Annotated in this window: 16 protein-coding genes and 2 rRNA genes; 14 read left to right on the forward strand and 4 right to left on the reverse strand. The window is 40.8% G+C overall.

Annotation, left to right across the window (positions count from 1 at the left end):
• A 23S ribosomal RNA gene (locus tag ABE34_RS21820) occupies positions 1–2,477 on the forward strand; the annotation flags it as partial.
• A 185-nt stretch (positions 2,478–2,662) separates the two neighbouring features.
• Positions 2,663–2,778 (forward strand): 5S ribosomal RNA (gene rrf / locus ABE34_RS21825).
• Between the two features lie 157 nt (positions 2,779–2,935).
• Here rrf and ABE34_RS21830 read toward each other — a convergent pair.
• Positions 2,936–3,607 carry a LytTR family DNA-binding domain-containing protein gene (locus ABE34_RS21830; protein WP_197144550.1) on the reverse strand — a complete coding sequence of 224 codons (672 nt, stop codon included), beginning with the start codon at positions 3,605–3,607 and terminating at the stop codon, positions 2,936–2,938.
• Positions 3,608–3,821: 214 nt separating this feature from the next.
• On the opposite strand from ABE34_RS21830, the gene aceA reads away from it, so the two are divergent.
• The 8 genes from aceA (at position 3,822) to ABE34_RS21865 (ending at position 11,449) form a co-directional block, all read left to right on the forward strand.
• A complete protein-coding gene (aceA, locus tag ABE34_RS21835) occupies positions 3,822–5,105 on the forward strand; it encodes an isocitrate lyase (protein ID WP_197144551.1) in 1,284 nt (427 codons plus the stop codon).
• A 109-nt stretch (positions 5,106–5,214) separates the two neighbouring features.
• Complete coding sequence (gene aceB, locus ABE34_RS21840) at positions 5,215–6,813, forward strand: malate synthase A (RefSeq protein ID WP_197144552.1); 1,599 nt, start codon at positions 5,215–5,217, stop codon at positions 6,811–6,813.
• Between the two features lie 477 nt (positions 6,814–7,290).
• On the forward strand, positions 7,291–7,686 hold the full coding sequence (locus ABE34_RS21845) for a GntR family transcriptional regulator (RefSeq protein ID WP_197144553.1): 396 nt from the start codon (positions 7,291–7,293) through the stop codon (positions 7,684–7,686).
• 3 nt (positions 7,687–7,689) lie between these two features.
• Positions 7,690–7,977, forward strand: a complete 288-nt coding sequence (locus tag ABE34_RS25300; protein ID WP_241747169.1) for a hypothetical protein — start codon at positions 7,690–7,692, stop codon at positions 7,975–7,977.
• Complete coding sequence (locus ABE34_RS21850) at positions 7,959–8,786, forward strand: DUF1648 domain-containing protein (protein ID WP_241747170.1); 828 nt, start codon at positions 7,959–7,961, stop codon at positions 8,784–8,786. The genes ABE34_RS25300 and ABE34_RS21850 overlap by 19 nt, the downstream gene beginning before the upstream one ends.
• A gap of 140 nt (positions 8,787–8,926) precedes the next feature.
• Positions 8,927–9,598, forward strand: coding sequence for a response regulator transcription factor (locus ABE34_RS21855; protein ID WP_197144554.1), 672 nt, complete (start codon positions 8,927–8,929; stop codon positions 9,596–9,598).
• Positions 9,598–10,968, forward strand: a complete 1,371-nt coding sequence (locus ABE34_RS21860) for a sensor histidine kinase (RefSeq protein ID WP_197144618.1) — start codon at positions 9,598–9,600, stop codon at positions 10,966–10,968. The genes ABE34_RS21855 and ABE34_RS21860 overlap by 1 nt, the downstream gene beginning before the upstream one ends.
• Positions 10,969–11,044: 76 nt before the next feature.
• The gene (locus ABE34_RS21865; RefSeq protein ID WP_197144555.1) at positions 11,045–11,449 is read left to right on the forward strand and encodes a hypothetical protein; all 405 of its coding nucleotides are present in this window, start codon (positions 11,045–11,047) and stop codon (positions 11,447–11,449) included.
• 632 nt (positions 11,450–12,081) lie between these two features.
• Here ABE34_RS21865 and ABE34_RS21870 read toward each other — a convergent pair.
• Complete coding sequence (locus ABE34_RS21870; protein WP_206700731.1) at positions 12,082–14,019, reverse strand: tetratricopeptide repeat protein; 1,938 nt, start codon at positions 14,017–14,019, stop codon at positions 12,082–12,084.
• Positions 14,020–14,314: 295 nt separating this feature from the next.
• Between ABE34_RS21870 and ABE34_RS21875 the strand changes: the two genes are divergently transcribed.
• The 4 genes from ABE34_RS21875 (at position 14,315) to ABE34_RS21890 (ending at position 18,168) form a co-directional block, all read left to right on the forward strand.
• Positions 14,315–15,025: a glycosyltransferase family 2 protein gene (locus ABE34_RS21875; protein ID WP_241747171.1), complete on the forward strand. Its 711-nt coding sequence runs from the start codon at positions 14,315–14,317 to the stop codon at positions 15,023–15,025.
• Positions 15,026–15,098: 73 nt separating this feature from the next.
• Positions 15,099–15,359 (forward strand): metal-sensitive transcriptional regulator, encoded by a 261-nt coding sequence (locus ABE34_RS21880; protein WP_010857552.1) that lies wholly within the window; start codon positions 15,099–15,101, stop codon positions 15,357–15,359.
• A gap of 246 nt (positions 15,360–15,605) precedes the next feature.
• Positions 15,606–16,760 carry a transglutaminase domain-containing protein gene (locus ABE34_RS21885; RefSeq protein ID WP_197144556.1) on the forward strand — a complete coding sequence of 385 codons (1,155 nt, stop codon included), beginning with the start codon at positions 15,606–15,608 and terminating at the stop codon, positions 16,758–16,760.
• A gap of 100 nt (positions 16,761–16,860) precedes the next feature.
• On the forward strand, positions 16,861–18,168 hold the full coding sequence (locus ABE34_RS21890; protein ID WP_346655599.1) for a transglutaminase domain-containing protein: 1,308 nt from the start codon (positions 16,861–16,863) through the stop codon (positions 18,166–18,168).
• A gap of 339 nt (positions 18,169–18,507) precedes the next feature.
• Here ABE34_RS21890 and ABE34_RS21895 read toward each other — a convergent pair whose 3' ends face one another.
• Together ABE34_RS21895 and argH are read right to left on the reverse strand one after the other, a co-directional pair.
• Complete coding sequence (locus ABE34_RS21895; protein WP_197144621.1) at positions 18,508–19,455, reverse strand: N-acetylglucosamine kinase; 948 nt, start codon at positions 19,453–19,455, stop codon at positions 18,508–18,510.
• Positions 19,452–20,966 (reverse strand): argininosuccinate lyase, encoded by a 1,515-nt coding sequence (gene argH / locus ABE34_RS21900; RefSeq protein WP_197144558.1) that lies wholly within the window; start codon positions 20,964–20,966, stop codon positions 19,452–19,454. Before argH ends, ABE34_RS21895 begins: the two co-directional genes overlap by 4 nt.
• Between the last annotated feature and the right edge of the window lie 5 nt (positions 20,967–20,971).

Genomic DNA, 20,971 nt, shown 5'->3' on the forward strand with positions numbered 1-20,971 from the left:
GGGAGGACCATCTCCCAAGGCTAAATACTACCTAGTGACCGATAGTGAACCAGTACCGTGAGGGAAAGGTGAAAAGCACCCCGGAAGGGGAGTGAAAGAGATCCTGAAACCGTGTGCCTACAAGTAGTTAGAGCCCGTTAATGGGTGATAGCGTGCCTTTTGTAGAATGAACCGGCGAGTTACGATTACGTGCGAGGTTAAGCTTTAGAAGGCGGAGCCGCAGCGAAAGCGAGTCTGAATAGGGCGAATTAGTACGTGGTCGTAGACCCGAAACCAGGTGATCTACCCATGTCCAGGGTGAAGGTGAGGTAACACTTACTGGAGGCCCGAACCCACGCACGTTGAAAAGTGCGGGGATGAGGTGTGGGTAGCGGAGAAATTCCAATCGAACTTGGAGATAGCTGGTTCTCTCCGAAATAGCTTTAGGGCTAGCCTCGTGATGAGAATACTGGAGGTAGAGCACTGTTTGGACTAGGGGGCCATCCCGGTTTACCGAATTCAGACAAACTCCGAATGCCAGATATTTATACACGGGAGTCAGACTGCGAGTGATAAGATCCGTAGTCAAAAGGGAAACAGCCCAGACCACCAGCTAAGGTCCCAAAGTAATCGTTAAGTGGAAAAGGATGTGGCGTTGCACAGACAACCAGGATGTTGGCTTAGAAGCAGCCATCATTTAAAGAGTGCGTAATAGCTCACTGGTCGAGTGACGCTGCGCCGAAAATGTATCGGGGCTAAACGATTCACCGAAGCTGTGGATTGACATCTACGATGTCAGTGGTAGGAGAGCGTTCTAAGTGCGTTGAAGTCAGATCGGAAGGACTGGTGGAGCGCTTAGAAGTGAGAATGCCGGTATGAGTAGCGAAAGACGGGTGAGAATCCCGTCCACCGTATGACTAAGGTTTCCTGAGGAAGGCTCGTCCGCTCAGGGTTAGTCGGGACCTAAGCCGAGGCCGATAGGCGTAGGCGATGGACAACAGGTTGATATTCCTGTACCACCTCCTCACCGTTTGAGAAATGGGGGGACGCAGTAGGATAGGGTAAGCGCGCTGTTGGTTATGCGCGTCCAAGCAGTAAGGCGTGTGTGTAGGCAAATCCGCACACTGTAACGTTGAGCTGTGATGGCGAGTCCGTATGGACGAAGTTCCTGATTTCACACTGCCAAGAAAAGCCTCTATCGAGGTGAGAGGTGCCCGTACCGCAAACCGACACAGGTAGTCGAGGAGAGAATCCTAAGGTGTGCGAGAGAACTCTCGTTAAGGAACTCGGCAAAATGACCCCGTAACTTCGGGAGAAGGGGTGCTCTTGAGCGTGCAAGCGCATGAGAGCCGCAGTGAATAGGCCCAGGCGACTGTTTAGCAAAAACACAGGTCTCTGCAAAACCGTAAGGTGACGTATAGGGGCTGACGCCTGCCCGGTGCTGGAAGGTTAAGAGGAGTGGTTAGCGCAAGCGAAGCTGCGAATTGAAGCCCCAGTAAACGGCGGCCGTAACTATAACGGTCCTAAGGTAGCGAAATTCCTTGTCGGGTAAGTTCCGACCCGCACGAAAGGCGTAACGATCTGGGCACTGTCTCAACGAGAGACTCGGTGAAATTATAGTACCTGTGAAGATGCAGGTTACCCGCGACAGGACGGAAAGACCCCGTGGAGCTTTACTGTAGCCTGATATTGAATTTTGGTACAACTTGTACAGGATAGGTAGGAGCCAGAGATCTCGGAGCGCCAGCTTCGAAGGAGGCGTCGGTGGGATACTACCCTGGTTGTATTGAAATTCTAACCCATGCCCCTTAGCGGGGCAGGAGACAGTGTCAGGCGGACAGTTTGACTGGGGCGGTCGCCTCCTAAAAGGTAACGGAGGCGCCCAAAGGTTCCCTCAGAATGGTTGGAAATCATTCGTAGAGTGTAAAGGCACAAGGGAGCTTGACTGCGAGACCTACAAGTCGAGCAGGGTCGAAAGACGGGCTTAGTGATCCGGTGGTTCCGCATGGAAGGGCCATCGCTCAACGGATAAAAGCTACCCCGGGGATAACAGGCTTATCTCCCCCAAGAGTCCACATCGACGGGGAGGTTTGGCACCTCGATGTCGGCTCATCGCATCCTGGGGCTGTAGTCGGTCCCAAGGGTTGGGCTGTTCGCCCATTAAAGCGGTACGCGAGCTGGGTTCAGAACGTCGTGAGACAGTTCGGTCCCTATCCGTCGTGGGCGTAGGAAATTTGAGAGGAGCTGTCCTTAGTACGAGAGGACCGGGATGGACACACCGCTGGTGTACCAGTTGTCTTGCCAAAGGCATCGCTGGGTAGCTATGTGTGGACGGGATAAGTGCTGAAAGCATCTAAGCATGAAGCCCCCCTCAAGATGAGATTTCCCATTACGCAAGTAAGTAAGATCCCTCAAAGACGATGAGGTAGATAGGTTCGAGGTGGAAGTGTGGTGACACATGGAGCTGACGAATACTAATCGATCGAGGACTTAACCAAAATGTTTGAAACATTCAATGCACCGTTTATCCAGTTTTGAAAGAACAATTCTTTCATATAGGGTTTCAAGATACGAGTAGTTCGAGGAAGCGATGGAGAGAGGGAAGGAGCGTACTTAAGTACGTGACTGACTGAACGACTGAAGCTGACGAAGAAATACGACGTATATTGAAAGCCGACAATAGTCTAGTGATGATGGCAAAGAGGTCACACCCGTTCCCATACCGAACACGGAAGTTAAGCTCTTTAGCGCCGATGGTAGTTGGGGGCTTCCCCCTGTGAGAGTAGGACGTCGCTAGGCAATCTAAAGTCTGAGAATTATTTCTCAGGCTTTTTTATTTTTTAGGCTGTCTTATACAACCATTGTATAAGACAGCCTTTTATCTTTATTCAGCGAATGTTTTTCTGTGCGAAAGCGAAGCGACAGCACAATAATATTAATTACGCCAAAACAAAATCTAAAATTCAAGAGCGTTTCGAAGATTGTTTAAATAAGATTGGCTAACGGGTAGTTCACTTCCATCCTTTAGAGTGACAATAAAATTGGAAGTAAGATCACGAGCCATTTTTTTTATGAAATGAATATTAACAATATAAGATCTATGAATGCGAATAAAAGATGACGGTAGACGCATTTGGAGTTCTTTCAGTGTAATACTTGTTTTAAATTGTTCTCCCTCCACATAAAACCACGTTTTTTTCTGCAGACTTTCAATATGAGAAATTTTTTCAATGGCAACAGGATTCCATTCCTCTTCTTGCTTTCCTGTTAAAAATTGAAAGGGCTCTAATTTCTTTTCGGTAAAGGTTGAAGGTAATACTACAATAAGTGCTGCAGGTACATCTAAAATGTTAATAGGGTAACCTATCCCATAATACGGTGTTTCGAATAAGGAATTATCTAGAACGGCGTCTGTTCGTTTCCTTGTGCGTAGTACTTGCTCTGCAATGCTGCCGGATTGTACTTGTTGGCCTACTTCTAAGTTAATGTTTTGATGTCCAGAATGAAAATAAATATAAGAGTTTTCAGCTGCAATTGCAATGGATGAATTGACTGGAACCCAGTCCTTTAGCATTGAAATAAACTGTTGTGAAATATCTTTTGGCAAAGAATTAAACTCGTTATTCATTGTGAATATCCCCCTTGTTTGTAAACAGTTTACCAAATTTCATCGCCAAAAAAAGCGGTTTCATCATTAAAATTTGGTATTTTATCTAAAAATAATGAAAATTCAGAAGTTCTGTTATATATTAATTTACAACAAATAAACCTGTTATGGAACAGCGGATTAAAAGTTTTTTAACAGAGTATATTGTCTACAAAGGGGAAGGTGGAATTTCAATATGTCAACACGTCAAGAAAAAATTCAAGCATTAAAAAAACAATGGGCAGAGAACCCTCGTTGGGCAGGTATTGAACGTGCATATTCAGCTGAAGAGGTTGTTAAGTTACAGGGCTCTGTTGTACTTGAACAAACTTTAGCAACTAAAGGTGCGGCTCGACTTTGGAACTCTTTACAAGAAGAACCGTTCATTAATGCATTAGGTGCATTAACTGGTAATCAAGCTGTACAACAAGTGAAAGCCGGATTAAAAGCAATCTATTTATCAGGCTGGCAAGTGGCTGCTGATGCTAACCTTTCTGGTCAAATGTACCCTGACCAATCCTTATATCCAGCAAACTCTGTACCAGCAGTAGTAAAGCGTATTAACCAAGCTTTACAACGTGCAGATCAAATCGATCATGCTGAAGGACGTGTTGATCAATTTGATTGGTTCGCTCCAATTGTGGCAGATGCTGAGGCTGGCTTCGGTGGTCCACTAAACGTATTTGAGCTTGTAAAAGGTATGATTGAAGCTGGAGCTGCTGGTGTTCACTTAGAAGACCAATTAGCTTCTGAGAAAAAATGTGGTCACTTAGGCGGTAAAGTTTTACTTCCAACACAAAATGCTGTTCGTAACTTAATTGCTGCTCGTCTTGCAACAGACGTAATGGGTGTTGATACAATTTTAATCGCTCGTACAGATGCTGATGCTGCAGATATGGTAACATCTGATATCGATCCACGTGATGCTGAGTTTATTACTGGTGAACGTACTCCAGAAGGCTTCTTCCGTACAAAACCAGGCATCAAACAAGCGATTGCTCGTGGGTTAGCTTACGCGCCGTATGCAGATTTAATTTGGTGTGAAACTTCTAAACCATCCCTTGAGGAAGCACGTGAATTTGCGGCAGCTATTCATGCTGAATTCCCTGGTAAATTGCTAGCATACAACTGCTCACCTTCATTCAACTGGAAAGCAAATCTATCAGAAGGAGAAATCGCAGAATATCAACGCGAGTTAGGTAAATTAGGATATAAATTCCAATTCGTAACATTAGCTGGTTTCCACGCATTAAACCACTCTATGTTCGAGCTTGCGCATGATTATAAAGATAATGGTATGGCTGCATACTCTAAGCTACAACAAGCTGAGTTTGCATCAGAGTCAAAAGGCTACACAGCTACTCGCCACCAACGCGAAGTAGGTACTGGTTACTTTGATGACGTATCTCAAGTTATCTCTGGTGGTACTTCTTCTACAACAGCTATGGCTGGCTCTACTGAAACAGAACAATTCGTATAAGTTTCATAAAGTACGTGTATTCCTAAATTCATAATCATAGATTAGTCTCCCCCGCCCCTCCTAAAGCGGGGAAGACTACTTAAATTCGCAAAGGTGGGGGAAATAACTGATGGAACAAGCAACAACAGGTAAGCTTAAAATTGTTGGGGAACAAAATGAGCAAACAAAAGAAATTTTAACACCAGAAGCCCTTGAGTTTGTTCTTGCCCTGCACGAAAAATTCGATGCTCGTCGAAAAGAGCTGTTAGAGGCTCGTCAAGAACGCCAAAAACGTCTTGATGCAGGTGAGAAACTCGACTTCTTACCAGAGACTAAGCATATTCGTGAGGGAGATTGGACAATTGCACCACTTCCAGCAGATTTGCAAGACCGTCGTGTAGAAATTACAGGACCTGTTGACCGTAAAATGGTTATTAATGCTTTAAACTCCGGTGCAAAAATGTTTATGGCTTGCTTTGAGGATGCATCTGCTCCGACATGGGAAAACATGATTGGCGGCCAAATAAATATGCGTGATGCTATTAATAAAACAATTGAATTTACACAAACATCTAATGGTAAAACGTATAAGTTAAACGAAAACACAGCTGTGTTATTAGTGCGTCCACGTGGTCTTCATTTACTTGAAAAGCATGTACTAGTAGATGGCGAACCGATCTCTGGTAGTTTCTTTGATTTCGGTCTGTATTTATTCCACAATGCTAAAAATGCATTGGCACAAGGTACAGGACCATATTTCTACTTGCCGAAGCTTGAAAGCCATTTGGAGGCTCGCTTATGGAATGATGTCTTTGTGTTTGCACAAGATTATATCGGAATTCCACAAGGGACAATTAAGGCTACTGTATTAATCGAAACAATATTAGCTGCATTTGAAATGGATGAAATTTTATATGAACTGCGTGAACATTCAGCTGGTCTGAATTGTGGACGCTGGGATTACATTTTCAGCTATATCAAGCGTCTACGTAATCAACCTGATGTAATTTTACCGGACCGTGGACAAGTAACAATGACTGTACCATTCATGAAGGCATATACGTCTTTATGTATTCAAACATGTCATAAACGAAATGCTCCTGCAATGGGCGGTATGGCAGCACAAATTCCTGTTAAAGGGGATGACGATGCGAATGCTGTAGCGTTTGCAAAGGTTGCCGAAGATAAACGTCGTGAGGCAACAGATGGCCATGATGGAACTTGGGTAGCGCATCCGGGTATGGTTGCAACGGCGATGGAACAGTTTGATGCGATTATGACGACACCAAACCAAATCGATAAAAAACGTGAGGATGTAAATGTTACTGCGGAAGATTTAGTAGCTGTTCCAGAAGGTACAATTACACTTGAAGGTCTTCGTATTAACTGTAGCGTAGGGATTCAGTACATTGCTTCTTGGCTACGAGGCAACGGGGCTGCACCGATTAACAACTTAATGGAAGATGCTGCAACTGCAGAAATCTCTCGTACACAAGTATGGCAATGGATTCGTCATCCAAAAGGTATCTTGGATGATGGCCGTGGTATTACATTGGCCTTTGTATTAGAGATCTTGGAGGAAGAGCTTGTGAAAATTAAAGAGGCTGTTGGGGAACAAGTCTATAATCGTGGCCGCTATGAAGAAGCTGCTGAGCTGTTTAAATCTTTAATTGAACAAGACGAATTTGCAGAATTCTTGACGCTTCCAGGTTATGAAAAATTAGCTTAACTTGCTTTCAGCATAATTGATTTAAGATACGAATCTACTATATGAACATATCCAACTCTCCTAAATTGTTGTGGACTAAACTCGAATGGAGTCCACTGTATTCCACTTATGTAACGAGCGGGGTCTGTTCCCCTGTTCCTTACTGAAAATTGAACACGGTTACAAAAAAAGGGGTCATGAATAAAAGGATTTAAAGGGGTAAAGGATGTCTTACGAGCTTAGATGGGGAGCTTGTAAGGCATTTTTTTATCTTCTAAACATTGTAAGGGGGGGAGTATAAAATGCGAAATATTGCTGGCCCCCGGGGCGATGACAGTAGTTGACGAAATTTATGATGCATTAGCAATAGTTGAAAGGGGATGTCTCGAATTAATCGTGAGACATCTTTTTTCTGATTGTTCAATTGGTCTCATTTTTATGCACAAAGAATAATTATTTTGTTATATTAGATATATAACAAATATGGAGATGATAGTCATGTTTATTCAAATAGAGCCACAATCTGATGTACCAATTTATCAACAGGTAACGCAACAAATTATGGAAGGTATTGCACGAGGGGAAATGAAACCAGGAGATACTTTGCCATCTGTACGTAATTTAGCGGCTGATCTGGGTGTCAATATGCACACGGTTAATAAAAGCTATCATGAGTTAGAGGAGAAGGGGATCATTACAATTAGAGCCAAATCAGGTGCTATAATTCGTTCAACAGAGGAGCGAGCGTTAACTCCTGAACAATTACAGCAAATTGAAAAAAGCTTAAAGCCAATTGTGGTTGAAGGAATGGTGCTCGGGGCAACTGCTGATCAAATCGAGCACATGATGAAAAAGGTATTTTCTGATTTGCAATTACCTGCAGAAGGGGTGTAGCACATGCTACTTTTCGTTTTCTTAACCGTCTACCTCTTAACATTAGCTCTACAAGTATTTGTTCCATATATAGTACGTGAGACAATCATTTTTGGCGTTACTGCACCTGAACAAAATGTAAAACATCCCGCATTACGTAATATGAAAAAGCACTATGCTCAAGTCGTTGGAATTTCTGGCGTCCTATTTTTAATGATTATGATTGTCAGCTATTATTACCTTGCACCATCTGAGTTTATGCAAGTATTTTACTGCTGGGGTGCTTATTTGCAATGCTTGCAGTCAGTATGACACTATATTGGATAAACCATCAAAAAGTTTTAAAACTCAAAAGGAAAGAGCAATGGGGCTTAAATATAAAACAAGTTCGTACTGTTGATGTAACGGCACGTAGTCGTGATGAAATGCTTCCTTGGCCATTTTATGTAGTTCCTTTTGGTGTTACGGTGTTTTTGATTATCTTTACAATCCTCCATTATGACCAAATACCGGATCATATTGCTGTACACTGGGGACCTAGCGGAGAAGCGGACTCTTGGAGAAGTAAAACATATTTTACTGCGATTTCAATGCCGCTTGTTATGCTGATGATGCAATGTATGATGTGGGGAATTGTAGATTCCATAAAGCGTTCTGCAATCAAGATGGCCGTTAATCGGAAGGAAGAATCATTGGAAGATCAGTTGAAAAGCCGAAAGTATATGAGCTGGAACATTATGTTTTTAAGCTATGCCCTTACTATATTATTTACAGTATTACAGTTAAGCAATATCTATCCTTCAATGACTTCAGGAAATAGGCTATTACCAATATTTATTTTATTTTTATGCCTTGTTTTGGGCTCTGTCCTTATTTACGCGTGGAAAAAACGCAAGTTAAGGGTGACATATGAAGATAATGTCGTTGCAGAAGTAATGGATGTTGATGAGGATCGCTATTGGAAGGGTGGATTAATTTATGTGAATCGTCAAGATCCTTCCGTTTTTGTAGAGAAACGTTTTGGGATCGGTTGGACGATGAACTTTGCAAATCCACGAGGCTATATCGTAATTGGCTTGCCGTTACTTATATTGCTGTTGATTTCTTTCTTTTCGTTATAATATAAATGCGAAAGAAGTTGAAAATTCGCTACACTCCCGTGAGACAGCGATCATTGCATTTGTAGATCGCCCAGACGGAATGGAGCGGATTTTTTGTTAAAGTAGTGTACCGGAAAGAAGTTGGATGGGGGTAAGCTTGAATGAAAATTCTCGTTGTAGATGATGATGTACATATTTTACAGCTAGTAAATATTTATCTGACTAAAGAGGGCTATCAGGTGATACAAGCGGAAAACGGACAACAGGCCCTTCAACTACTTGAGGGAAGCTTGCCTGATTTGGCTGTTGTAGATGTCATGATGCCGGGGATGGATGGTTTTACATTAACTAAGACATTGAGCCAGGACTACGATATTCCTGTACTGTTATTAACAGCAAAGGGCGAGCTTGAGGACAAGGAGCGAGGTTTTTTGGCAGGCTCAGATGACTATGTTGTCAAGCCTTTTGAACCTAAAGAATTGCTGTTTCGCATAGCAGCTATATTGCGTAGATTAGATAAGAAAAATCAGGTAACCATCCAGGTGAGCAAGCTAGTTATTGATCGTCGTAGCTTTGAGGTGGTCATTGGGGAAGATACACTTGTTCTGCCTTTAAAGGAATTTGAACTATTGGCTTTACTAGCTTCTCGCCCAAATCAGGTGTTTACACGTAGTTTTATTATGGAGCAAGTGTGGGGCTATGACTACGATGGAGATGAACAGACTTTAAATACGCATGTGAAGCGGATTCGTGAACGTCTGCATCGTTATGAAACAGGTGTTGAGATTACAACGGTGCGTGGTGTTGGCTATAAGCTAGAGGTTACTGCATGATGAAAACGTTATATAGTAAATTTGTTGTCACGACAATGCTCGTTATGATTGGCAGCTTGTGTATCGGCTTTTTAGCGACGAATATTTATTATCATCAAGTTGTAAAGGAAAAAAATGATGCGAAAAACGTGAAGATTGCGCAAGATATTGCGAAATACATTGAGTCGTTAAAACCTGGCGATTTAGAAAATTATTTAACAACTCTTGGGGAAATAGGTTATCAGATTTATGTAACAACTGGTGACGAAGGACATTTTTTCGGCGGTAAGTATCGTGATAAAGCACTACCGCCCAAAACAGTCGAGCAGGTTTTAAACGGGGGAATTTATCATGGTATGCGTGATTTTCCTAAAGAGACTTTTGTGACAGGCTTTTTTGCGAATGAGCTAATAAATACGATAGGTGTGCCATTTACTTATGAAAATAAGCAGTATGCACTGTTCATTAGACCTGATATTCGCTTGTTGTTTTCTGAGGTTCATACGATACTTGGTGGACTTATTTTAGCAATGACAGTACTTAGTCTGTTGGCAATGCTACTTTTTGCTAAGGCACTAATTCGCCCTATTACACAACTAACAGAGGCCACACATCAGCTTGCACATGAAAAATTCGATACGCTACTAGATATAGAGCGAGCTGATGAGATTGGACAATTAGCAGATAGTTTTAATGTCATGACAGAAAAATTACAGGAAAATGATCGAATACGTAAAGAATTTATTAGTAATGTGTCCCATGATTTTCAGTCGCCGTTGTTGAATATTCAAGGCTATGTAGATTTACTAAAGAATCCTTCACTTACCGACAAGGAAAGGCATGAATATACAACGATTATTGAACTAGAAACAAAGCGTCTATCGACATTAACTAAGCAATTACTTTTACTAACGTCACTCGATCAATCTACAAGGTTGTTAAAGCGTGAGCCTTATCGTTTAGATGAGCAATTAAAGGAAACCGTAAGAAAATACCGCTGGCAGCTTGAAGACGCCAATGTACAATTATCGTATCAGCTAGAACCAATAACATGTAATGGTGATGCTGGGCTGTTGCAAAATGTTTGGGATAATTTATTGACGAATGCTATTAAATATAATGTCGAAGGTGGAGAAATTCATATTCACTTGCAAGAATTCTCATCCTCAATTGAAGTGCTTATTGAGGACAGTGGCATAGGATTGACTGCTGAACAACTACAAAAGGTATTTGATCGCTTTTATCGAGTAGATGAGTCCAGAACAAAGCAAGGTACTGGGCTTGGACTAGCCATCGTGAAGCAAATTGCTGAGCTACATGAGGGAGCGGTTCATATTGAAAGTGAAATGAATTCCGGCACAAAGGTCCGTGTTCACTTACCAAAATTGTAATGAGGAGTTCATGTAAAGTTCATGTTCACGGGATAAACTGCTGACTAAGTTGAAAAAACTTAGGGGGAGTTGTTGTATGGAACTAAAATGGAGTATACGCCTTATTCGTCTTGCTGCGATTTTTGCCTTATTGGGAACATATATAGGCTCACATATCTCTGCATCAGGTAGTTATGAATATAGACCGATACATGCACATATTTTGCTCGTAGGTTGGTTAAGTATGTTTGCATGGGGGATTTTCTATCGTGCTTTTAAAGTGAAATCGCAAAAATTAGTAACAGCACATGGTTGGACGGCTATTCTCGGAGTTTTTGGTTTAACACTAGGCATGTGGTTCTACAATTTGAATCCATTTCATTTTAGCAGTACATTTACATTAATTTTCTTTATCATAGGTGGGACAACACTATTAATTAGCTTTGCTTTATTTATCGTTGTAACATTTATGGTGAATCTAAAAGAAGAAATGAAAAACTAGAAAATACCGTGTCACTGTCTTATTAAGAGGTGGCACAGTATTTCATGTTATTAAAGCCTTTAAATAAAGTATGGTTCTCCTGCAAAGCGAGGGGTTGATCTCCGTTCCGACTGGGCGCTTTGTTGCTGACGCTTCGCTTTCGCACAGATAAAACATTTGTTGCTGACGCTTTGCTTTCGCACAGATAAAACATTTGCCGCTGACGCTTCGCTTTCGCGCAGAGCAGAGCTTCCTGGGGGCGTTCGATGAGCCGCTTTTATTGTTGCTGACGCTTCGCTTTCGCACAGATAAAACATTTGCTGCCGCTACGTTGGCACTACGCTTTCGCACAGAAAACATCCGCTTCGCTGCAGGGTCTCGGGCCAACAGATGTCTTTTGCGCGAAAGCGTGAGTGCAACGTAGCGGCAGCGGCACGATGTTGGTCACGAAGGCGTTATCACAGGATGTGATGGTTATAGCCTTCGTTCCTCTATTGCTAATCCCCAAGGAGTCGCCCAGTCGGAACGGAGATCAACCATATCACATAGGATGTAATAATGTATCTGTGCGAAGTGAAGAAGGCGGCTCGACGTTTGCCCATAAAAACGAGTAACCTAGAAGGAACCAACCCCACAATATATTGATGAGTCCTTTATTTTATATTTTCAAGAGACTTTTTAAGCCATTTTGTTGCCTCGGTATAGTCTTGTGCGACACCATGTCCTTTTTTGTAAAGCATACCGAGCTGGAATTGTGCTTTTTGATGCCCTTGATTGGCAGCGAGTCGATACAGCTGGGCTGCTTTCACAAAATCCTTCGGTACCCCTTGACCATGACTGTGCATTTGAGCTAATTGATATTGTGCTTTGGCATGCCCCGTAGCGGCAGCTTGTTCAATCCATTTTGCTGCCTCTGTATAATCCTGTGCGACACCTTTTCCCTTATCAAATAAATTACCGAGCTGATATTGAGCACCTGAATGCCCTTGGATGGCTGCTAGTCGATAGCAGCGCCGTGCCTCTTCTAAGTCCTGCTCGACCCCCAATCCATGCTCATATAATAACCCCAATTGATATTCAGCCTGAATATGAGACTGATCAGTAGCGGCTCTCCACCATTTCACTGCTTCATCATAATTCAAGTTAGCCTCATATAATAATCCGAGCTCGTACTGAGCATCAGCATACCCCTTTTCAGCGGCAGCTTTGAAGTAAGGGAGCGCTTTTTCGGGTTGTTGAAGTTGATATACATAAATACGTCCAAGCTCAAATCCTGCACCTATATGTCCAGTGTTAGTGGCTAACTGTAACCATTTTTCAGCTAAAGATATATCGTTTTCTTTGACATAGAGTACACCGAGACAGTACTGAGCATTTAAGTGTCCTTTATGTGCTGCGAGTTTAAACCATTTTATAGCCTCAATACGATCCTGAGGAATACCTTGACCAGTGTTATATAGCATTGCCAATTGAAATTCTGCATTAGTATGGTCTTGAAGTGCAGCTAAATGGAACCATTGCGCAGCTTCTTCAAAATTTTGTGAGATACCACGACCTTTAAGGTACATATAGCCAAGATTATACTGAGAACTTGCATCACCAGCTAATGCGGCCATTTCAAAATAGGCTATAGCTTCCTCATAGCTTTGCTCGACGCCGGTTCCGTTGTGATAAAGGAATCCAAGGTTATTTTGAGCACTTGTATTCCCTTGATTGGCCGCTAGCATGTACCATTTTGCTGCCTCTGCAAAGTTTTGTGGCATACCAAGTCCTTGATTGTATAAAACACCCAGATTGTACTGTGCATCTGCGTTTTCTAAATCTGCTGCAGCTTTATAATAGCGAGTAGCTTCTTCATAGTTTTGTACAACACCATGTCCTAAATGATAGAGTACGCCTAAGCTATAAAGTGCATTTGCATCATTTTGAGCAGCGGCACGTTCATACCACATTTTTGCAACTGCATAATCTTTCTTAACACCACGACCTTGATTATAAAGAGCACCTAAATTATATTGAGCACTTGCATTCCCTTGTTTTGCTGCAAGCTCAAACCAGTTTGCGGCACTTTTATAGGCCTCAGTTGATTGGTTATCTTGAAGAAGCATATTTACATCAAAAACTGAAGTTAAATTTTCAAAACTAGGGGCTATGCGAATCATCTTTGCCTTTACGCTAAGGTCATAGTGTTTAATAAACCATTCTACAATATCACTTATATAATCAAGAACAATTTTTGCGACCTTTGCTTCTACAATTTCACTACTATTATTAGAAGTCATTTTGTTTACAAGATTCATTAGTAAATAAATGCGACGTGGATGAATTTTTGCAACAAAGCTACGATTATTGAGTAATGACCGAATGTTTTTTAGCTTTGGTTCTGAATCCATTTCTAGTTTATAAATCTCATATAAAATTTCCTCAAGTACAAGGAGTGATTTTTGTAAAGATAGAGCTGGCTTTGACGTGGCGAGAGAGCTAGCATCCTGTAAATTTTTAGCCAATTTAATGAAGGACAAAGCTTTTAATTTCTTACATTGGTCGTGGAGAATATCATTTTGAATGACGATAGCACTCACCTCTTTCATAAAATTCTTCTTATGCTCATTACCGAAATCTAGATATTTAATATGTTAAAACGTACATCATCTATATTAGTTGATTGGAGTGAATACTGGACGCCCCCAGGAAAGCACCCAGTCGGAACGGAAAATCAACATACGTTACTATGAAGTCCTCTTTTTTCATATATCGGGAAAATACCGTTATTGTTGAATTGTCCTCGTTACATGATACTATGTGTTATAAGGAGACTCGTCGAGGTTTGAAGTAGTAATTAAAAAAGTACATCTGTCAAAGTTTCATGTTATCCGGGGGATAGAAATGATGAAAAATATTGCAGTAATTATACCAGCCTATAATCCACAACAGTCACTTATAACCTATGTCCATCAATTATTAGCCACCACCATTAGCCAAATTATTATTGTCAATGATGGTAGTGATCAAAAATATGCATATGTATTTGAAGAGTTAAAAAAGATTGATTGCTGTCGAGTACTAGAGCATGACCACAATATTGGTAAGGGCGGCGCACTAAAAACAGCCTTTGCGTATGTAAGATCACAAAGAAGCATGTTTCAAGGTGTCATTACAGTAGGTGCTCATGGGCAACATACTTTACAAGATGTAAAGCTCGTTTTAACGATGACAAAGGTATTTTCTGAAGGGATTGTGTTAGGAGTACGTAACTTCCATTCGGCAGACAGTAACCTTTTATCCTATTGGGGTAATCGTGCAACAAGTTTGTTTTTTGAAATCCTTTATCATAAAAGATTAGTGGATACCCAAACAGGTTTGCGGTTTATTTCTATAAAGGAACTACCGTGGCTGATGAAAGTAAAAGGTGAACGATATGACTACGACACAAATATGCTAGTCGCTGCGCTTAAAAGAAAGTGTCCAATTTTTGAGGTAGAGATAGGTCAATTACGAATAAAGAAAAATACAGTGATACAGTATGATGAAATAACAAATGCAGGGTCAATTATTGCTACCATGCTGATGAATTATTTAAAACCAAGGGAAAAATAGCTACATGTTAAATTTTGTAGTAGGATAATAATTACTCAAGGGCGTAGCGAGTATAGAAGAAGGAGCAATGATGATGGAATATTCAGATCAAGTTAAAAATCGTGTAAAGCGCATGGAAGGCCAGCTACGTGGAATTTTGAAAATGATGGAAGAAGAAAAGGACTGTAAGGCAGTCATTACTCAATTATCGGCTGTACGTTCAGCAGTAGATCGCACAGTTGGTGTCATTGTTAGCACGAATCTTTTAGAATGTGTACAAAATGCTGAAGGTGATGGCGAGAAAATGAATGAAGTTATTCAAGAGGCAGTTAATTTAGTAGTAAAAAGTCGTTAACATAAAGAGAAGCCTACTCGATAAAAACGGCTTAGAAAACTCACTAAAAACAGGTGAGTTTTTATTTTTGTACAAAAATATAGTTTAATTCGATACTTATTTTTTATTAAAGGGAGTTTATACCTATTTGATGTATAGTGGTTACATAGTTAAAAGTCATAGTTAGTGAACTTGTCCGATAGATTCGTAGTCACTTTCTCTGCTATTCTAATTACAAGAATATAACAAATGGGAAGGTGATTTATTGTGAAAAAATGGTTGATAGGCGGAGCAGCATTGCTAATGTTAAGTCCAACAGCAGCTTATGCTCACCAGGCAGACGCTCGTTCAGTAAATACTTCCCCGGTGAGTGCTTATCATGTAGTAGCTAGTACTAACGTAACAACTTGGGATCAATTTACAACAGAAATCGTAAAGCAATTAAATAATTTCGCTCCCGAAATTAACATTACATATAGTGGACCAATGACAGATTTCAAAAAGAATTTTATGGAGTCCTTTAAAAAAGCACAGGAGCAAGCGGTATATGCGGGTGGTCATATGGAAAGTACCAATATTTCTGCAGACTCAACAGGCAATGTAACGTTTAAAGTGAAGTATTTGACAAACCAAACGCAAGAAGCGGCGGTGCAAAAAAAGGTTGATCAATTATTAAAAGCGATTATTAAGCCTTCGATGACAGAGTTCGAAAAAGTAAAAGCGATTAATGATTATATCGTGTCAAATGCTACATATGGTACAAAAACAAAGGCTAGTCCTCATAGTGCTTATGCATTGTTAATGGAAGGACAAGCTGTGTGTCAGGGTTATGCGTTAGCAGCTTATAAAATGTTGGATCAAGCTGGATTCGATGCAAAGTATGTTGTTGGTACTGTTAATGGTAACGTGGCACATGCATGGAATTTAGTAAAGGTTGATGGTCAGTGGTATCATTTAGATACAACATGGAATGATCCATTACCAAATCGTTTCGGGGCTTCTTCGTACGATTATTTTTTAGTAACAGATGCACAACTAAAGAAAGATCATAAATGGATAGCATCAAATTATCCAGCTGCAACAAGTACAAAATATAACTATATGCTAAATGTTCATTTTGCATATCAGGATATAAATACGCTATACTTTAGTAATACAGCGGATAAAGATAAATTGTATAAGCTTGATCTAGCAAGTGGTAAGAAAACAAAGGTCATTGATAAACGTGCCTTGTATATTACTGGAGCAGATGACTTTTTATATTTCAGTGATTACAGTAACAGCGGTTACTTAACAAAATTAAATCTAAAAACATTACAAACTGAAGTGCTCGTGAAACAAGCAGTTACAGATTTAAGAATTAATGATAATTTTTTAGTTTATAATGTTAAGGGCAACGAACAGAAACTTAAAATTAAATAAGAATATCCTTATCTATTGATAAAATGAAAGCACAAAAGGACCTCCAACTGAGTTCTTTGTGCTTTTTTTGTATATAATGAATACAGGAAACCGGTTGGAGGTGAGGATTTTGTGGAAAAAGTTAGCCATGATCGTAATAATCATTATTTTTATTGACCCCATTTATACGGCTGGTAAGGCAGTTGTACAACAAGTGATAACTTGGGCCAATAATGATGAGATAGAAACGATGCTTCTTTCAACAAAGGAAAAAATCATAGACGTTACTGCTAAACTTTCAGAGAATACCTCCATTGAAACGGCCACACCACCTATAGAAGACAAACCAGAAGAAGGAGTAGCCGTTACAGCTCCTGCAGTCAAAAAACCTGAAGCAAAGTTAGTTGTAACAAATGCAAAGGAAATGGCTGATGCGATGTATGCGTACTACAGTAGTTTTTCACCTACGTTTGAGATTCAATATAAAGGCAATACACAACGAATTGAACAGGTAGTGGAAGAAGCTTATGAAAATGCTATTAAACGAGATGATTATGTATATGGCCATATTAGTAAACACTCAATTCGTTTTGAATATGGAGGAAGAACGGCCAAAGTCTTTGGGGAGCAAAGTTATTTAATGACACCAGAGCAGTCTGGATATGTTGAAATGAATGTTCAAGAGGTTGTAGCTTCTATCGATAAACAATCATTAAGTAATGTAGAAAAGGTTAGGGCTGTCAATGATTATATCGTTGCCAATAGCGCGTATACGGATCAAACGAATTCAAGTCCACATAGTGCTTACACAGTGCTTGCGGAACATGGTGGCGTTTGTCAGGGCTATGCATTGCTGGCTCATTCGATGTTACAAAAGCTAGGTATAGAAACAAAATATATAGTAGGCTATGTCGGACAGGAAGGACATGCATGGAATTTAGTAAAGCTGGATGGCCAATGGTACCACCTCGATACTACATGGAATGATCCTGTACCTGATCGTAAAGGGGCAGTGCGTTATCAATATTTTTTAGTGGATGATCGGACGATGGCAAAAGATCATACGTGGATTGCTGAAGACTACCCGAAAGCAACTAGTACAAAGTATAACTACTTTCACAATGTAGATTTCGCTGCAAAGGTAGGGCAACAAATATTTTATAGTAATGTTTCTGATAATAATAAATTGTACGTGCTTGATTTAGAAACAGGTAAATCGAAACGCGTTTCCAATTCACGCGCACAGTACGTTGTTTATGCGGATGGTTGGCTATATTTTAGTAATTATTCACAAGGAGCGTATTTAACGAAGATTCGTCCGGATGGCAGTGGAGAACAAATATTAAATAGGGAAGAAACGAAGGATTTATTTGTGAAGGACAGCTATTTATATTTCACGACAAATGAACTAAAAAAAATGGCACTTTAACTTGTCACGAAAAAGAAATGAGTGACATGTCAGAAGGCACATTTTATGTGAAGTGGTTGATTGGAGTGGAGACTGGGCGACTCCTCGGGGAATAGCAATAGAGGAACGAAGGCTAAAAGCATCACATCCTGTGATAACGCCTTCGTGACCAACATCGTGTTGGCCCGAGACCCTGGAGCGAGCATCGCGAGTGAAGCGGCTCATCGGACGCCCCCAGGAAAGCGCCCAGTCGGAACGGAAATCAACCCCTCGTTTTGCCGAAGGGTCATACTTCATTTAATAGGATACCTTAGATTCATCGACATAATAGTTTTTCATCAACAAAAAGAGCCTATGACATTACAAACTGTCATAGGCCCTTTTTGTACGCTCTATAAGATAGTGGATTGGTTGATGCTGACACAGAGAAACTTCAATTTGTGGATACATCGACTTCATTTCCTGTGAAAAAGTTGTAAAAATTAATGGATTATGCTTAATGGCACCACCATTACAATAAAGGCTGAATGCTTCGCCTTGATAGTCAATTTTTTTCAACGCAGCGCATGCAAGAAGTACTAATTCATGGGCAGCACGCATTGATATTTGGATGGCGCATAGATCCTTTTTGTCCACGGCATCTGCTAAAAATGCCCCCATTTTTGCAAGCTGCGCGTTCGTGTAAGATGGATGGAAAAGCCATGTAGCGAGCTCTGTGATGTCTTGGATCCGTAAGTGATTAAAGACAGCATTTTTTAATAGAGTCGGCTCACCGCGCCCGTCTTCCATGCGGAAAATGGCGCGTATTACTTCTTGCCCTAGCCAATAGCCACTGCCTTCATCGCCAGCACGATGCCCCCAGCCACCTGCACGTACTATTTGTGTACCGGTACATGCGTAAGCAATGGCTCCTGTTCCAGCGATGAGTAACGCGCCTGCCTGTCCTGCAGTAACGCCAAGTAAAGTGGCTTGCGCATCATTTTCTATAATAAGCGTATCTATTTTTAGCTGTAATGCTGATACGGCGTTATGAACGATTGCTGATACGATTTCATGATCTTTGGGAGAATCAATCCCAGCCATTGCAAAGGTAGCTACAGCAATAGTGGAGTCATCTTGCTTTTGCAAAAAGTCCTGCACATTTGCTAATAATGTTTGCACTATTTCTGTAGCAGATTCAGCACCGATTGCTTGATAATTCGAGCCTCTTGTTGATGTTGTATAAATTATTTCACCAGACTCGGCATGTACGAGCGCACATGCCGTTTTTGTAGCACCACCGTCAATAATAAGTAGCCATCCCATCATTGATTCCATCCCTCGATAAAGACTGTTAATTGTTTCTCTGCCTCAATGATTTTAGACTCCTTCAAACGGACCCACTCATTAAGGTTATGAGAATTTGCCTTGGAGCGCTCAAGAGATTCTTTCATCGTTACGGGCGCTGGACCCCCAAGTAATGTACGTACAGCAACGAAAGTTTCTGGTTTTAATGTATTATAAAAATCTTCTTCAGAGATTTTTAATGGCTTACCAGTAATCAATTTGGATTGTGTGTTTGCTAGCCCCCACGTAAGGCTCGCTAGAGATTCCTCGCCATGAGAGAGCAAGACCTTAATACATTTACTAACAATACTATGTGCTTGGCGGAAGGAAATCCCTTCAGAACGCACTAACGTATCGGCAAGCTCTGTTACATTGGCAAAGCTATTTTCAGCTCGATTTCTTAGTTTTTTCTTGTTTACATCCATCGTGACAACTAGCGACCCAAATAGTTCGTAAATACCTATTAAACGGTCGATGGCGCGCCATAAATATGGTTGCATATCATCTTCTGTGTCTACGATATCTCCAAAAGGTGTATTATGTACCATCTGTAATACTGTACTAGCGTCACCAACAACCGCTGATAGCAATGAACGTGTATGCTCGATTGAAACAGGATTGCGTTTTTGTGGCATGATCGAGCTAACTTGTACGTACGGGCTCGCCAACGTAAATGCATTGAATTCCTGTGTAGCCCATAATAGAAAATCCTGGGATGTGCGGCCAAGATTAAGTGCCGCAAGCTGGACGATACTCGCCGCCTCTGCAATATAATCTGCACCAGCAACAGCATCCCACGCATTCTCAATAATATCATCGAAGGCCAATAACTCACGCATGCGCTCTCGATTAATATTGAAGCCTGTTGTCGTTAATGCTGCTGCCCCCATACTACTACGATTCACCGTTTTGTAGACATGCTGTAAACGCTCAAAATCGCGTTCAAGTTGATCGATGACGGCCTTCAAATAATGAGCAAAAGTTGTTGGCTGTGCCTGCTGCGTATGTGTATAGCCAATCATAATCGTATCAACGTGCTCCTCAGCAGCAGCGATTAAATCATCCCGTAATGTCAATAATTCTCGCATAAGCAATAACAATTTTTTTCTTAAAGTCATTCGATAGATGGCAATGCCCATATCATTACGACTTCTCCCAATGTGAAGATTTCCAGCAACATCGCCAGCAAGCTCTATTAATTTATTTTCGATGCGGAAAAACAAATCCTCATATAGTGGGCTGTAATCCTCTATACGATAATAGTTCAAATCTAGTTTCTTTAGAGCGACTCCGATTTCTTTAGCTTCTTCTTTTTTTACTAGTCCCTGTTCTTCTAACATTTTTAAGTGTGCAATATTGATTTGTAGAATAATTGTTAAAAAGTTTTTCTTGGCTTCATCGTAAGCCGGCTGTAAGACAATTTTACGATAAATATTAGAAGGGAAGATCATCCCATCTTCTTGCTGTGTTTTGTTGCGAAAATCTTCAAACATATGAA

The sequence above is a fragment of the Lysinibacillus sphaericus genome, from assembly GCF_015844675.1.
Taxonomy (GTDB): domain Bacteria; phylum Bacillota; class Bacilli; order Bacillales_A; family Planococcaceae; genus Lysinibacillus; species Lysinibacillus sphaericus_E.